This window comes from Faecalispora anaeroviscerum, assembly GCF_947568225.1.
Taxonomy (GTDB): domain Bacteria; phylum Bacillota; class Clostridia; order Oscillospirales; family Acutalibacteraceae; genus Faecalispora; species Faecalispora anaeroviscerum.
Genome location: NZ_CANOOQ010000001.1, coordinates 2,126,748 through 2,143,268, shown reverse-complemented (window position 1 = coordinate 2,143,268; position 16,521 = coordinate 2,126,748). Strand labels below are relative to the sequence as shown.

General features: G+C 53.2%; 13 protein-coding genes. 11 read left to right on the top strand and 2 right to left on the bottom strand.

Annotation, left to right across the window (positions count from 1 at the left end; genetic code table 11):
• Positions 1–35: 35 nt before the first annotated feature.
• Entirely contained in the window at positions 36–1,145 is a 1,110-nt protein-coding gene (hemW, locus tag QOS46_RS10610; RefSeq protein WP_283609576.1) for a radical SAM family heme chaperone HemW, read from the bottom strand.
• Between the two features lie 24 nt (positions 1,146–1,169).
• Positions 1,170–2,978 carry a translation elongation factor 4 gene (gene lepA / locus QOS46_RS10605; RefSeq protein WP_283609575.1) on the bottom strand — a complete coding sequence of 603 codons (1,809 nt, stop codon included), beginning with the start codon at positions 2,976–2,978 and terminating at the stop codon, positions 1,170–1,172.
• Between the two features lie 240 nt (positions 2,979–3,218).
• Here lepA and QOS46_RS10600 point away from each other — a divergent pair, with 240 nt between their 5' ends.
• From QOS46_RS10600 to QOS46_RS10550, 11 genes are all read left to right on the top strand, one after another.
• Positions 3,219–4,793 carry a spore germination protein gene (locus tag QOS46_RS10600; RefSeq protein WP_283609573.1) on the top strand — a complete coding sequence of 525 codons (1,575 nt, stop codon included), beginning with the start codon at positions 3,219–3,221 and terminating at the stop codon, positions 4,791–4,793.
• Entirely contained in the window at positions 4,790–5,929 is a 1,140-nt protein-coding gene (locus QOS46_RS10595) for a Ger(x)C family spore germination protein (RefSeq protein ID WP_283609571.1), read from the top strand. The genes QOS46_RS10600 and QOS46_RS10595 overlap by 4 nt, the downstream gene beginning before the upstream one ends.
• Positions 5,930–5,946: 17 nt before the next feature.
• A complete protein-coding gene (locus QOS46_RS10590) occupies positions 5,947–6,159 on the top strand; it encodes a hypothetical protein (protein WP_283609569.1) in 213 nt (70 codons plus the stop codon).
• An 18-nt stretch (positions 6,160–6,177) separates the two neighbouring features.
• Positions 6,178–7,299, top strand: coding sequence for a GerAB/ArcD/ProY family transporter (locus QOS46_RS10585; protein ID WP_283609568.1), 1,122 nt, complete (start codon positions 6,178–6,180; stop codon positions 7,297–7,299).
• A 121-nt stretch (positions 7,300–7,420) separates the two neighbouring features.
• Complete coding sequence (locus tag QOS46_RS10580) at positions 7,421–8,761, top strand: hypothetical protein (RefSeq protein WP_283609567.1); 1,341 nt, start codon at positions 7,421–7,423, stop codon at positions 8,759–8,761.
• Positions 8,762–9,176: 415 nt separating this feature from the next.
• Positions 9,177–10,319, top strand: coding sequence for a collagen-like protein (locus tag QOS46_RS10575; protein ID WP_408611476.1), 1,143 nt, complete (start codon positions 9,177–9,179; stop codon positions 10,317–10,319).
• A gap of 193 nt (positions 10,320–10,512) precedes the next feature.
• Complete coding sequence (locus tag QOS46_RS10570; RefSeq protein WP_408611475.1) at positions 10,513–11,643, top strand: tetratricopeptide repeat-containing glycosyltransferase; 1,131 nt, start codon at positions 10,513–10,515, stop codon at positions 11,641–11,643.
• 166 nt (positions 11,644–11,809) lie between these two features.
• Entirely contained in the window at positions 11,810–12,256 is a 447-nt protein-coding gene (locus tag QOS46_RS10565; RefSeq protein ID WP_283609563.1) for an RrF2 family transcriptional regulator, read from the top strand.
• Positions 12,257–12,375: 119 nt separating this feature from the next.
• Positions 12,376–13,512 carry a trans-sulfuration enzyme family protein gene (locus QOS46_RS10560; RefSeq protein ID WP_283609561.1) on the top strand — a complete coding sequence of 379 codons (1,137 nt, stop codon included), beginning with the start codon at positions 12,376–12,378 and terminating at the stop codon, positions 13,510–13,512.
• Positions 13,513–13,546: 34 nt separating this feature from the next.
• Positions 13,547–14,713, top strand: coding sequence for a MalY/PatB family protein (locus tag QOS46_RS10555; RefSeq protein WP_283609558.1), 1,167 nt, complete (start codon positions 13,547–13,549; stop codon positions 14,711–14,713).
• A 269-nt stretch (positions 14,714–14,982) separates the two neighbouring features.
• Positions 14,983–16,392, top strand: coding sequence for an ABC transporter substrate-binding protein (locus QOS46_RS10550; RefSeq protein WP_283609556.1), 1,410 nt, complete (start codon positions 14,983–14,985; stop codon positions 16,390–16,392).
• Positions 16,393–16,521: the final 129 nt, after the last annotated feature.

Below are 16,521 nucleotides of genomic sequence, written 5' to 3'. Positions count from 1 at the left end.
TTTTGCGGTTGTTTCTGTTTTCCAGACGGTTTCTATTACCCTAATAATATGTATGCAATGAGAACATTCGAGACCAGAAAGCCCCTTGGCGTAAAGCGGATGGTTTCCTGATCGCAGACAACCAGTCCCTGTTCCGCATAGCGACGCGCCCGCTCAAAATACTCCTGCGGAAGAGGCTTTCCGAAACGCTCCTGATATTCCTTTTGCCGCAGTCCGCCGCACAGACGCAGCCGCAGCATGGCGTATTCCTCCGGCGAACCGCCGTCACCCTCGCAGATGTTTTGCGGTTCCAGAAGGAACGCTTCCAGATCGCCGGGGTAATAATAGCGACGGCCGTCAAGGAACGAATGCGCCGACGGCCCGGCGCCGTAATATTCCTCCGCATTCCAGTATTTCAGATTATGGCGGCTTTCATTGCCGGGAACGGCAAAGTTAGACACCTCGTACTGACGGAACCCAGCCTGCTCCAGCTCGCGGCAGGCCAGAAGATACAGTTCCGCCGATTCATCCTCGTCCGGCAGAATCATTTCATTTCGGCGTTTGTAATACACTGTGCCCTGCTCCACCTTCAGCAGATAGGAGGAAACATGCTGCACGCCGCATTCGGCGCAAAAAGCAATCGACCGCCGCAGGCTTTCCCTTGTCTGCCGCTGTACCGCAAGCATTAAATCCAGGGAAATGTTGTCAAACCCGGCCTGCTGTGCTTCCCGCACCGCCTGCCGCACCTGGCCTGCTGAGTGGCGGCGCCCTAAGAGGCGCAGCTCCTCCTCATCGGCAGATTGCAATCCCATAGAAAGACGGTTCACCCCGGCCTTTTGCAGGGTTTCGAAAAATCCCGGCTCATATTCCCCGGGATTCACCTCCACTGTGATCTCTGCCCCGCTAAGACCCCAGTTCTGCCGCGCAGCGTCGAGCAACCCGGCAATTCGGTCTGCGCCCAGCACAGAAGGCGTTCCGCCGCCGAAATACAGGGTGTCTGCCTCACGATTCAGGCGTGCGGCAGCGGCATACAGCAAACGCTTCATCTGCTCGGTATAGGCGTCTTTTTCTTCTTCTTTGCCCCGTATGGAGTAAAAATCGCAATAGGGGCATTTCGCTTTGCAGAATGGTACATGCACATACAGGCCTATAGGTGTGCGGCTCATAATCCCTCCGTCCGAACGTTTCGTCTATTCGTCCAGTTTTAAAACGCTCATGAATGCTTCCTGCGGAACCTCCACAGTGCCGAGTTGGCGCATGCGCTTTTTTCCTTCCTTCTGTTTTTCCAGCAGCTTTTTCTTTCGTGTAATGTCGCCGCCGTAGCACTTGGCCAGAACGTCTTTGCGCATGGCACGTACCGTTTCGCGCGCGATAATTCGACCACCGATGCATGCCTGAATCGGCACCTCAAAGAGCTGGCGGGGAATTTTCTCCGCCAGTTTTTCTGTCATTTTACGTGCCCGGGGGTACGCCTTATCCGCGTGAATAATAAACGACAGCGCGTCCACCATTTCTCCGTTGAGCAAAATATCAAGCTTGACGAGGTTCGATTTCTCGTAACCGATCAGCTCATAGTCAAACGACGCATACCCGCGGGTGCGGCTTTTCAGCGCGTCGAAAAAGTCATATACAATTTCGTTGAGCGGCAGGGTGTAATGAATGTCCACACGGTCGGTGTCCAGATATTTCATATCCAGAAAGACGCCGCGCCGCTCCTGGCAAAGCTCCATAATGTTACCCACGTATTCCGACGGCGAATAGATATGCGCGTTCGTCATCGGCTCCTCCGCCATTGCGATCAGCGTGGGGTCGGGGTAGTTGGTGGGGTTGTCCACATAGAGCACCTCGCCGTCCGTTTTAGTAATACGGTACACAACACTGGGTGCGGTCGTAATCAAATCCAAATCGTATTCGCGCTCCAGGCGTTCCTGAATGATCTCCATATGCAGCAGACCCAGAAAGCCGCAGCGGAAGCCAAAGCCCAGCGCGATGGAGGTTTCGGGCTCAAAGGAAAGCGCTGCGTCATTGAGCTGCAGGCGCTCGAGCGCTTCGCGCAGGTCGGAATAATGCGCGCCGTCTGCGGGGTACAAGCCGCAGAATACCATCGGCTGTGCCGCGCGGTAGCCGGGCAGCGGTTCCTTTGCCGGGCGGGCGGCCAGTGTAACGGTATCTCCCACGCGGGCTTCTTTGACTGCCTTGATCGCAGCGGAGATATACCCCACCTCGCCCGCATACAGGCTTGCGGCGGGTTCCATTCCGGTGGCACGCAGGTAGCCTACCTCCACTACGGTGAACTCACTGCCGGAAGCCATCATGTGGATTACGTCGCCGGCACGCACTGTGCCGTCCTTCACGCGGACATACACAATCACACCACGGTACGAATCGTAATAGGAATCGAAAATCAATGCCTGGAGCGGTGCCGATTCATCCCCCTCCGGCGGCGGAATATCCTTGACAACACGTTCCATCACCTGATCGATGTTCAAGCCGGCCTTGGCAGAAACGCAGGGGGCATTCTCCGCCGGCAGCCCGATCACGTCTTCGATTTCCGCCTTCACCCGCTCCGGGTCGGCGCTGGGCAAATCGATTTTGTTGATTACTGGCACAATCTCCAGCCCGGCGTCGAGCGCCAGGTAGGTGTTGGCCAGCGTCTGCGCTTCAATCCCCTGCGAAGCATCCACCACCAGCAGCGCACCCTCGCAGGCGGCCAGCGAACGCGACACCTCGTAGTTGAAGTCTACGTGGCCGGGGGTATCGATCAGATTAAAAATATAGTCCTGCTCGTCCTGGGCATGGTACACCAGCGTGACCGCGTGCGCCTTGATCGTAATGCCGCGTTCCCGCTCAAGATCCATGTTATCCAGAAGCTGATTTTCCATGTCGCGCAGCGCTACCGCTTTTGTCTGCTCTAAAATACGGTCGGCAAGTGTGCTTTTGCCATGGTCAATATGGGCGATGATGCTGAAATTTCTGATTCTGTTTCTTGGAATGGACATACTGTCACCTGATTCTCCCCACTGCTCAAAATTGCGCCTGATCGGGCTGCTAATCTGTTCTTTTTATGCATTATATTATACCATAAAGCATGCGGAATGGAAAGAAAAATGTAATCCCCGCGGGATTCGTCCGCTGGAAACAAACGGTTGAAAAACTGGAAAAACAGGTATAGAATGCCAGGGTTTGCTTATAATAAATCCAAATTCGTGTTACCAGGAAAAGATTGGAGATGATTGGATTTGTGGAATCCTTTTCCAAGCCAGAGTGATAAACAGCGCCGAATCGACGAAGCCATAAAAAAGAAGGTTGAGCAGCCTGATTCTGCCGGGCAGAACGAAGAAGAACTACTGACCGATTCTATGGAGGAGAACTGCGAGCGTTTCAAAGAGCTGTTTCGTGATAATGATACCATCGTTTCTCGAGAGATTCAAAATGCCTTTCATTCCACCCAAAAATACAGGATCTATTACAGCGAGGGTATGGTTGACACCACAAAGCTGGAAGAAAGCGTGATGCGCCCCCTGATTCAGTCGCAGGAGCGCCTGGGGCTTAGCGACCCCGCTGAAGCTCTGACTCAAAAGGTGCTGACTGCCATGGAAATACAAATTACCAACCGTTGGGAGAAAATTATCGACGCCATCACCTACGGCGACGCGGTAATGTTTATGAAAAACTGCAATCAGGCGGTGATTCTGCCCGCAAAAAAATTTGAGCTGCGCTCGGTGGCAGAGCCAGACTCAGAAAAAATCCTCTCCGGCCCACGCGAAGGCTTTAACGAAAGCCTTCTGACCAACCTGACTCTTTTGCGGCGCAAGCTGCGCACGCAGGATCTCAAGCTGAAGTATTACACCTTCGGACGACGTACCCAAACAAAGGCCTGCGTCTGCTATCTGGACAGTATCGTCAACAAGAAAATATTACAGCTGTTGGATGAAAGGCTGCGTAAAATTGATATTGACGGCGTTTTGGATACCAACTACATTTCAGAGCTGATCCGCGATTCCTCCCGCTCACCATTTCGCAGCACCGGGTACACCGAGCGGCCCGACGTGGTGGCGGGCAGGCTTCTGGAGGGGAGAATCGCCGTTTTTCTCGACGGCACCCCGGTTGTTCTGACGCTGCCCTATCTTTTTATTGAAAATTTTCAAAGCAGCGAGGATTATTATCTGAACTTCTACTACACCTCTTTTTCACGCATCCTGCGCATGCTCGGTTTTTTTCTGACCATTACCGTTCCGGGCTTATACATCGCCATTGTGGCATATCACCAGGAAATGCTGCCAACCACGCTTCTGATTAATATTGCGATTGAACGGCAGAGCGTTCCCTTACCGGCTGCCGCCGAAGCCTTCATTATGCTCATCATTTTTGATATTTTGCGCGAGACCGGCGTGCGTATGCCCTCCAACATCGGCCAAGCGCTCAGTATTGTGGGCGCGCTGGTCATTGGCCAGGCCGCAGTTGAGGCCAAGCTGGTAGCGGCACCGATGATTATCGTCGTGGGCATTACCGGAATTACCGCTCTTCTCGTGCCCAAAATGAATGCGCCGATTATTTTTATTCGGATGTTTATTTTATTGGGCGCCTCCATCTTCGGGCTTTTCGGGCTGATGCTGACATTCTGTGCGCTGTTAGTCCATCTGCTAAATCTGGATTCGTTCGGGGTTTCTCAGCTTACCCCCTCCGCACAGCTGCAGTTTCAGGATGTTAAGGATAAGATGATCCGTGCGCCGTGGTGGCTGATGATTCAGCGCCCCAAAAAAATAGGACGGGATACGGTGCGTCAAAAGACGTACCCAAAGGCAAAGGAATGAGAAAATTGTTATGCGCCCTGCTGGCCGCCTGCCTGCTGCTTCCTCTGGCGGGATGCTGGAACTACCGGGGCCTCAATGAAATGACGATTGTGGCCGGCGTGGCAATCGATAAATCTGAGGGATTGTACCAAATGACATTTGAGGTTATTGATATGCAGCAATCCGGCAAATTGACAGGAATACACTCAAAGCTGGTGTTTTCACAAGGCGGTTCCATGCTTGAATCAGTCCGCAATGCCAAACGCCAGTTTTCCAGCAAGCTGTATTTCGGCAATATGCAGATTGTTATTCTCAGCCAGCAGATTGCCGAGCAAGATGGTCTGGATTCAGTTCTGGACTTTACGCTGCGAGATTCGGAAATGCGTGAAACCATGCAACTGATCGTATCGCGTGAAGATACCGCGCGGGCTCTGCTGATGAACAGCGAAGCCGGCAACGGCGCCATTTCTTACGACATCAGCCGGATTATTCGGGAGGACGCCAAAATTACAGGCGCGACCTTCAGCGCGCAATTTTACCGCATTTATAATGAACTGAAGCTGCCGGGGATCAACGTAGCTTTGCCTTCGTTTTATCTGGCCACAGAGCCGGGCTCGGACAAAAAGCACATAGAATCCTTCGGCAACGCCGTTTTTCAGCATGACAAGTTGGCCGGCTTTCTTTCCGCGGAAGAAAGCAAATATTTGCTGATGATCGACGAGCCTATCAGCGGCGGTGTTCTGACGCTTTCTGTTCCAACGTTAACTCCGCACAACATTACGCTGGAAATCAAAAAGGTAATTCCCTCCATGTCTTACGAAAATAACAATGGAAAAATCACCATGAAGCTGAGTGTTTCTATCATGGCCTATTTCGCAGAATTTCCACACAGTCTCAGAAGCAGCGACCTCTCCGTGCTGGAGACGGTAACAAAGGCTTCGGAAAAGATGGTCAAGGAGCGCCTGGAGCAAGTAATAAAAAAGACACAAACACAGTATCAGGCTGATGTGTTGGGAATGGGGTGCATGATTTACCGCACAAACCTGCCGCTTTGGAGGCAGATTTCAGATCAATGGGGCGAGATCTACCAAACTCTTCCCGTGGATGTCAGCGTAAAAGTACACCTGACAAATAGCGCAATGACGCGTGCGTCGTAGCAGGAGGAGGCGTTCCGTTGATCTATACTATTCTTACTCTTTTGCTTGCAGGGATTTTCTTGCTGGATTATCTGCCCAAGCGGCAGCTAATGACGCGGCCGCTGCGCTATTGGTATCTGGGTGTATGCCTGTTCTGCTTTCTGGTATTAATCCTAGACCAGACGAGCGTGCCCTTCCCCAGAATCGCAACCGTTATAACGTGGATCGTTGAAAAATCAACCGGTATTTAACAAGGGAAGGAAGCTACCATGAAAACCATTCAAGATTGCCCTCTTACCTCGAGAGAAATGATTCTGATGATAATTCTGTTCACCTTTGGCAGCAGCGTAGTGATTGGTGTAAATGCCAGCACCAAGCAGGATTCCTGGATTTGCCTTCTGATCGGGGCCGCCATCAGTCTGCCGGTTTATATATTGTACGCCAGAATTATACAGTTAATGGACGGGCAGGACTTTTTCACATCTATTCTCAGCTGGTTCGGAGAAATTCCCGGCCGAATCGTAATCTCTGTGTTTGTATGGTATTGTCTGCATCTGGCTGCGGTGGTTCTACGAAATTTTACTGAATTTATGGAAATTGTGGCTATGCCGGAAACCCCTCAGATCCCCATCATGATTTCTCTCTTACTGGTTAGCGCTTACCTTTGCAAAAGCAGAATTCAGGTGATCGGCCAATGGTCTGTCGTTGGCCTGTATGTTACCAGTATCATTGTAATCGTCACCGTTTTGTCCACGACTTCCTATATGCAGCCGCAGAATCTGCTGCCGATTCTGGAGCACTCTACGCCAGAAATCATGAAAAGCTCTTACCAGATTTTTTCTTTCCCCTATGCCGAATGTGTGATCTTGCTTCCTCTGATCAGCGCGATTAAGCGTGCGAATCCTTATAAAATCTTTCTCAATGGGCTTTTTTTCTCTACTCTGGTGTTGCTGGTAGTCGTTCTTCGCAATATACTCTGTCTTGGTGCGCAGCTAATGGAAGCAGAATATTTTCCTTCCTATTCCTGCGCAAGAATTATGGAGGTCGGCAACTTTTTATCGCGGATAGAGGGCAGTATTTCCGTTAACTTTATCGTAGCCGGGCTGACGAAAATAACCGTGTGCCTGTATTCTGGAACCTTGGGGGCGGCAAAGATCTTAAAAGCATCCAACAAGCTCGATCTGATTATCATGCCAATTTTTATGTTCACTCTGATGCTCTGTGCCATCTCTTACGACGATGCAGTGCAGATGTTCGACTTTGTTGAGGTTTACCCGCTGTACGCTCTGCCTTTTCAAATCATTCTTCCATTGGTAATTTGGCTGACCGGCGAATGGAGAACACGCAGCCAAAAGCTCACATCATCACCGACCACGCAGCAGGCCACCTAAATTGGAGAATTTCTTTGGTACAACCTTTGCAAATCTTCATATTATACTAAAGGGTACCATCTTTTTATGAGAGACCTTTATTTTATGAAAGACCTATATCTTATAGATAGGAGATTTGCATATGTCATCAGACAGAATATACTCATCTGACGGCGGGGATTCGCCATTTTCCCCTGAAATGAAGATTTACAGCAGCAACAGCAATCACGGTTGCCCGCCTTGTCCGCCGTTTCCCTGCCCACCGCCTTGCCCACCGCCCTGCTGCCCACCCATCCCAGGACCTACCGGACCTACCGGTCCCACTGGCGCCACGGGTGCAACGGGAGCAACAGGGCCCGCCGGCCCGACAGGCGCCACCGGCGCAACGGGTGCTACGGGAGCAACAGGGCCCACCGGCCCGACAGGCCCCACCGGCGCAACGGGTGCTACGGGAGCAACAGGGCCCACCGGCCCGACAGGCCCCACCGGCGCAACGGGTGCTACGGGAGCAACAGGGCCTACCGGCCCGACAGGCCCCACCGGCGCAACGGGTGCTACGGGAGCAACAGGGCCTACCGGCCCGACAGGCCCCACCGGTCCCACTGGTGCAACGGGTGCAACAGGTCCAACTGGCCCCACTGGCCCGACAGGTCTTACCGGCCCTACAGGTCCCACTGGCCCCACCGGCCCGACAGGTCTTACCGGCCCGACAGGCCCCACTGGCCCCACCGGCCCGACAGGTCTTACCGGCCCGACAGGCCCCACCGGCCCGACAGGTCTTACTGGCCCGACAGGCCCCACCGGCCCGACAGGTCTTACTGGCCCGACAGGCCCCACCGGCCCGACAGGTCTTACTGGCCCGACAGGCCCCACCGGCCCGACAGGTCTTACCGGCCCGACAGGCCCCACCGGCCCGACAGGTCTTACCGGCCCGACAGGCCCCACCGGCCCGACAGGTCTTACCGGCCCGACAGGCCCCACTGGCCCGACAGGTCTTACCGGCCCGACAGGCCCCACCGGCCCGACAGGTCTTACCGGCCCGACAGGCCCCACCGGCCCTATCGGTCCAGGTGCCACAACTATTTATTTGGCAACAGACCAGTCCTTAAGTAGCGGCGGATGGGTTGGACTTGGTACTTCTTCATCTGCATCACAATTCACAAGAAGCACAGTTACGTTACCTGTAAATGCAACGATTGTTGGTTTGGTATTAAATATTAGAGAAAATACGATACCAGATGACGAATCCGTTACAGCAACAATATACACTAGCCCATGTGGATTTGAAGATCCCACGAGCACTGGCATAACAGCTACCATCGATGGCCCAAGCGACTCTGAAACACCTAATTGTTTGGCGGTTGGCTTTGGAAGCGTTGTGGTAACGCAGGGAACGCTCGTATCTGTACAAATCACCACAAGCATAGGGGTGGGGGCGCTGAGTAACGGAGCTGCTGTTACGGTGTTCCTAACAATCCCTTAAGAGGATGACGATTCTATTGCAAAGCTAAAATACCAATATCAGTAGTCATCATTATTTCTTAACGCAAATGATTTGAATAGCAGTCCTGTCACAACATTATACTGCCCGTTGCAAAACGGAAAAAGAGTAACGTCAACCGAGCGTTGGCGTTACTTTATTATTTGTGCTTTATCGGTAGAGGTTAGCCTGGCAGGTAACTTCTAAACACCAAATATGGTATGGCAGGGCCTATTTTGAAAAGCAGAATTTCTTTGGTACAACCTTTGCAAATCTTCATATTATACTAAAGGGTGCCATCTTTTTATGAGAGACCTTTATTTTATGAAAGACCTATATCTTATAGATAGGAGATTTGCATATGTCATCAGACAGAGGATACTCATCTGACGGCGGGGATTCGCCATTTTCCCCTGAAATGAAGATTTACAGCAGCAACAGCAATCACGGTTGCCCGCCTTGTCCTCCGTTCCCATGCCCACCACCCTGTCCGCCGCCATGTCCACGACCAATTCCAGGGCCTACCGGGCCTACTGGACCTACCGGCCCCACTGGCGCAACGGGCGCAACGGGCGCAACAGGCCCCACCGGCCCCACTGGCCCCACAGGTACCACAGGCGCAACAGGCCCCACCGGCCCAACTGGGGCAACAGGCGCAACGGGAGCAACAGGGCCCGCCGGCCCAACCAGTGCAACGGGTGCTACGGGAGCAACAGGGCCCACCGGCCCAACCGGGGCAACAGGCGCAACGGGAGCAACAGGGCCCACCGGCCCAACCGGTGCAACAGGCGCAACGGGAGCAACAGGGCCCACCGGCCCAACCGGTGCAACGGGTGCTACGGGAGCAACAGGGCCTACCGGCCCGACAGGCCCCACCGGTCCCACTGGTGCAACGGGTGCAACAGGGCCCACTGGCCCCACCGGCCCGACAGGCCCCACTGGCCCGACAGGTGACACAGGAGCAACAGGTGCAACGGGCGCAACAGGGCCTACCGGCCCCACTGGCGCAACGGGTGCTACGGGAGCAACAGGGCCTACCGGCCCGACAGGTGACACAGGAGCAACAGGCCCCACCGGCCCCACTGGCCCCACCGGCCCCACTGGCCCCACAGGCCCGACTGGACCTGCCGCAGTAGCCGTTCTTGACGGCTTACAGGTTCAGCTTCAGGGAAGCAGCGGCGCAACAGTTGCAAACAATATTAACGTGTTATTTGATACTGTGATCAATTCACCGTCTACAAATATCACCTACAATGCCGGAGTCGGAACTTTCTTTATTCAGCAGCCAGGCAATTATCTTATTTCGTGGTGGGTAAATACAGATGGTGTCGAATCGGTAGATACTGTAAACTTCGGGATCAGGGTATTAAGTGGCAGTGTTTTTCCATCTGTTTTTGCCTCTTCACCATCCCCCCTTGTCACATTGCAGTTAAACGGAAGTGTTTTGCTAACTGTAACAGGAACTCCCACCGCTTTCTCTCTTTTTAATAACAGTGGTGCTACGGTAACCTATGGTTCCTCGGCGGTACAGGCCAACTTGGTAATCATTGGTCTGACGTAATCGATATTAACAATTGGATCAAAGGTATAGACGATCCTATTAAACGTAAACGCAAAAACAAATAAAAGGGATGTCTCCAATATTTTTTGGAGACATCCCTTTTTTTACGGTTATTGGCATTACACATATTGTAGTATATGTAAGAGCGCTCGCAGGAATAATGGACAAGGCAAATCTCATACGATAATATCGGATCGCGCGTTCAACACCACAGCAAAGGGGGAGTTGCCTAACGCCTTACTTAGTCTGCGTCTATGCCATTTGCAAAAATGAGGAAGAGTTTGTAGATCGGTGGATGGATTCGATGCGGGAGGCGGATCAAATCATTGTAACCGACACCGGGTCCACCGACAGCACCGTACAGCGTCTGCGTGAAAGAGGGGCCGTGGTGTATGAGGAGGCCGTCAGGCCCTGGCGGTTCGATCACGCGCGCAATCTCTCGCTGTCTCACGTTCCCGAAAATGCCGACATCTGCGTATGCACCGATCTGGACGAGATACTTTCTCCCGGATGGCGTGCCGCTTTGGAAGAATGCTGGCGGCCGAAAACAACCCGCGCAAAATACCTATATAACTGGAGCCATCATGCAGACGGCTCTCCGGATCTTCAGCTTTATTACACGAAAATCCACTCCCGGCATGAGTTCCTATGGAGCTACCCCGTTCATGAGTATTTGGTTTATATCGGGTCTTTGCCGGAGCACATCGTTTTCGTAGAAAACATGGTACTCGATCATTACCCGGATTCTACAAAATCCCGGGGCTCTTACCTGCCCCTGCTGGAAACCGCTGTGGAGGAAAATCCAACGGATACCCGCATGCTGTATTATCTTGGCCGCGAATATCTGTATAAAGAACAGTGGCAGAACTGTATTGACACGATGAAGCGGTACCTCGCCCTGTCCCGCTGGGAAGAAGAACGCAGCGCCGCAATGCGCTGGAGTGCCTGTTCCTGGAATATGCTGGGGAATCCGCAGGAGGCCGCGCGATGGTATCTGCGCGCGATCGCCGAAGCACCCAAAATGCGCGACCCCTATGTGGAATTCGCACAGATGGCTTACCAGCAAAAGAACTGGCCTCTGGTGTACTGCCTAACCCGGCAGGCGCTTTCCATCCGCGAGCAATCTAAGGAGTTTGCCAATATGGGCTATGCCTGGGATCACACCCCGCAGGATTTGTGCTCGATCGCTTGCTGGAATCTGAAGCTCCTCAGCGAGGCTCTGGAGCATGCGCGCAATGCGGCGGAGCTGAGCCCCGAAAACGAACGTTTGCAGAAAAACCTGCGGCTGATCGAAGCCGCCATACAAAAAGACACCCCGGGTTGATTGTCCAGGTGTCATTGCCTTCAATTTTCCTAATGTTCCTCCAAAGTCTTTCCGCCGGGTGATTCTCAGGTGGAAAGACTTTTCTTTTGATTTCGGGTATTGACAATTGATTTATTTTTTAATATCATTAAATCATATAGTATAAGTATGAAATGGGGTTTGCTTCATGAGAATTTCTGCCAAGGGTCGTTATGCTCTGGCCGCAATGGTCAGCATGTCTGAGTCCTATGCGAGCGGAGAATATATTACCGTTATCAGCATATCGGAAAAACTGGGAATCTCTAAAATTTACCTGGAGCAGGTTTTTTCTCTTCTGAAAAGAGGCGGGCTCGTCAACTCCATCAAAGGGGCGCAGGGCGGGTACCAGCTTTCGCGAATGCCGCGGCAGATTACGGCGTACCAGGTTTTGTCCTCTGTGGAGCTTTCGCTATTTGAACCGGCGGAGGACACTGTGGTCGAGAAAGCCCCGGACATTGAAAAGGCCATGCGCCTGAGCGCGTTTGAAAAGTTGGACAAGGCCGTCTCTGATTCCCTTTCTGCCGTTACGTTGGCGGATTTGGCCACAGAGGCGGAGCGCCACCGCGAGGAAAACAGCTTTATGTTCTACATTTAGCAAGGGCTTTTACGCCAACTTGGACTAAGCTGGCTAAGCATCAGAGGCTCGGATCGTTCCGGCCAACACCGCGGCCCTGCCCTCTGGCAGGGCCTGTTTTGAAAAGCAGGAGCATTTTTATGGAATTCAATACGATTTGTGTACACGGCTCTTCCCGTTCTTACGACAATACCGGCTCTGTGTCCGTGCCGATTTTTCAAACGGCTACCTTTGCTCACCCCGGTGTGGGGCAAAGTACCGGGTATGATTATTCGCGGGTGCAAAACCCGACCCGGGAATACCTGGAGGAAACCATGGCCCGGCTCGAGCAGGGCAGGGAGGCGCTGGCGTTTGCCTCTGGCATGGCGGCGATTTCCGCTGTGATGGAGCTGTTTTCTCCCGGTGACAATATGATTTGTTCCGACGATCTGTACGGCGGCTCTTACCGCCTGTTCCACCATATCAACGCGAAAAACGGCATCTCGTTTACCGCGGTGAACACCTCGTACCCCGAACAGGTGGAGGCTGCCATCCGGCCCGAAACCAAGGCCGTTTTTGTCGAAACTCCCACCAATCCCATGATGCAGGTGACAGACCTGAGAAAAACAGCGGAGCTTGCGCACGCCCATGGGCTTTTGCTGATTGTGGACAACACCTTCCTGACGCCGTACCTGCAGCGCCCCCTGACCCTTGGAGCGGATGTTGTGGTACACAGTGGCACCAAGTACCTGGGCGGACATAACGATGTTCTGGCAGGCTTTGCGATTGCAAACGACCCGCAAATCTGCGAGCGGCTTCGCTTTGTTTATAAAAACACCGGCGCGTGCCTTTCTCCGTTTGACAGCTGGCTTTTGATTCGGGGGATTAAAACGCTGCCCCTGCGCATGGATCGCCAGGAGCGAAACGCCAGGAAAATCGCCGAATGGCTCACCAGTCAAAGCAAGATCAGGCAGGTGTTCTATACCGGCCTGCCCGATCACCCGCACTACGCGCTATCGAAACAGCAGGCCAGCGGCTTCGGCTCTATGATTTCGTTTGAGGTGGAGAGCCGCGAAACCGCCGAGCGCATTTTGAACCGGGTAGGCCTGATTCATTTTGCCGAAAGCCTTGGCGGCGTGGAAACGCTGATTACCTACCCCATGCTGCAAACACACGCGGAGATTCCCACAGAGGAGCGCGAGTCCAAGGGCATTACAGATAAGCTCCTGCGCCTTTCCGTCGGGATTGAGAATGCTGACGACCTGATCGCAGACCTGGCCCATGCTCTCGAGGATTAATATCCGCTTTTTAGATTGATTCAGGAGGAAACCTATGTCTTTTGATACCATATATAACCGAAAAAACACCAATTCGCTCAAATACGATTGTGCCGCCCGCTATGGAAAGCCCGAGGGGCTGCTGCCCCTTTGGGTAGCCGATATGGATTTCCCGGCGCCGGAGTGCGTGAACGAAGCGCTGACCGAGCGCTGCCAACACGGAATCTATGGCTATTCCGAGCCGGACGAGCGGTATTTTCAGGCGCTGCAAAACTGGTTTTCCACGCGGCACGGCTGGAATGTGGAAAACGGTTGGCTCATCAAAACCCCGGGCGTTGTGTTCGCGCTGTGCGCGGCCATCCGTTCGCTTACTCAGCCGGGTGATGCCGTGCTGATCCAGACCCCGGTTTACTATCCTTTTACGGAGTCCGTCCTTGCCAACGACCGGAGGCTGGTGCGCAATTCGCTGGTGTATCGCGATGGGGGTTATTCCATCGACTTTGAAGATTTTGAGAAAAAAATCGAGGACCAGAAGGTCAAGCTGTTTCTGCTGTGCAATCCCCACAACCCGGTGGGCCGTGTGTGGACGGAGCAGGAGTTGGTGCGGCTGGGCGAAATCTGCCTGCGGCATGGCGTGACCGTGGTGTCCGACGAAATCCACGCGGATTTCGCATACCCCGGGCACCGGCATCTGGTGTTCGCGTCTCTTCGACCGGAATTTGCGCAGATCACGATCACCTGCACCGCGCCGACTAAGACGTTTAATCTGGCGGGCTTGCAGATTTCGAATATTTTTATCCCCAACCAGAGCCTCCGCCGCACGCTGCGCGCGGAGCTGGACCGCGCCGGGTACAGCCAGGCCAACGTGATGGGGCTGATCGCCTGCCGGGCCGCGTATGAAGGCGGCGCTCAGTGGCTGGACGAGCTGAAGGAGTACCTTGTCGGCAATCTGGATTTTGTACGTGAATATCTGCGGGAGCATCTGCCGGCGATCCGTCTGGTGGAGCCGCAGGGAACGTACCTGATCTGGCTGGACTGCAAGGCCTTGGGGCTTGATGATGAGGCTCTGAACCGCCTGATGATCGAGAAGGCGAAGCTGTGGCTGGATGCAGGCTCCATGTTCGGCGAAGAGGGTCAGGGATTTCAGCGCATTAATATTGCCTGCCCGCGCGTGGTGCTTCGGCAGGCGCTGGAGCAGCTGGGGCGTGCGGTTGCAGACTGAGTCTGCACGCACATCGCGGGGAATCCCGCAGAGAAAGACAACTTGTTCTCTCTAAGATGAAAGATGGATATGGGAAAAAATGTCACAGTATATTTTCTATAATCTCAACACCGGATGTTAAAATCCGGTGTTGTTTTTTGCCCCTTTTTACAGCAGACCATCATAAATTGAACATAATATCTTTATATTTTAAATTGTAAATTGTATAAAACAAACTATAATGAAAATAGAGGCAATTCGGACTCTAATTATTTTGGGAGGGATTCATATTGAAAAAGGCATTATCAGTACTGTTGGCCGGTACTCTGGCCATGAGTGTCCTTGCGGGCTGCGGAGGTACCCAGACCAGCACGCCAAGCTCCGGAGGTTCAGCGCAGAGCGCAGGAGGAGACTCTGCTGAAAAAACCACACTTGTCCTGTGGACGAGGGACCGCGCCGATGCCAGCTTTATTCAGCCAAAGATTGATGAGTACAACAAAACCAACAAAGACGGCATTTTTATCGATTATCAAATGTATACCGATAACTTTGAGCAGGCTTTGGATATGGCCTACTCCACAAACAGCGGCCCCGACCTGGTGGGCGTTTCCGGCATGACGGATATTTTCACCAAGTATGTGAATCAAGGGCAGTATGTCGACATCGATCAATACCTCACCGCCGAGCAGCGCACCCGTTACAAGAGCCTTGTTTCCAACGGAATCGACGCCGTTGACGGAAAGCTGTACTACATACCCGTATTCGGCAGCACCGGCCGCCTGTTCTATAACGAGGGCATTTTTGAGAAATGCGGAATCAAAGAGCCGCCGAAAACCATGGCGGAGCTGACTCAGACCGCAAAGATCATTACCGACAAGCTCAAGGGAGAGGGCGTTTACGGCTTCGCCATGAACCTGAAGAGCCCTTCATCCGCACTGCAGCGCTCAATTGATTTTATTGTGGAGCGTTCCGGCGGAACCAAGCAGGGCTACGATTTTGGCAAGGGAGCCTATGACTTTTCCATGTATGAGGGAGCGGTTAAGGAGTTCCGCACCATTTTCACAACCGGAATCGCGTTCCCCGGCTGCGAATCACTGGACATTGACCCGCTGCGCACACAGTTTGCGGCAGGCAAAATCGGCATGTACATTTCGTGGTCACACGCCGACCCCGGCGTGTATGCGAGCCAGTTCCCCACTAAGGAAAAATGGAACGTGGCGCAGCTTCCCACCCTCGACGGCAAGGTGTATTCCCAGTCGATTCAGCCTTATAAGGGCTATATGATCACCAAGACCTGCAAGGCCCCTGAAAAAGCGTGGAAGGCCTGCAACGACCTTTTCTATTCCGACGATTTCGTCAAGGCGTATCACGAGGCCGGCCTGGGCAGCGTGATGGTAGATGACCTGAAGAGCAAGGTCAGCGCCCCCGAGATTTTGAAGGGCAAAGAAAACGGACTGCTTGGCGCGACCGATAAGTTCTGGCCGGCCACTCCGCAGGAGCTGAACAGCCAGGCCGTGATCGTAGAGGGCAACGACCAGTATACCGAACTTGCCTCCATGATTCTTGGCACAGGCGACATCAAGGCCGGCCTCAAGGCTTTGACCGACCGCTACAACGCCGCCTTGCAGAAGGGAATTCAGGAGGGCAAGGGCAAAGAACTGAAAATTGCAAATTGGGACCCCGCTAAACCCAACGGCTAACGGAAAATAAGCTTCTCCTGTTGAGGCGCAGGCCGCCGAAATCATACCATACAAGGCGGCCTGCGTTTTTTTGCGGATTGATCCGGAGCGTTTGGCAACGTTCCGGGTCAAAACAGGGAATAATTTGAG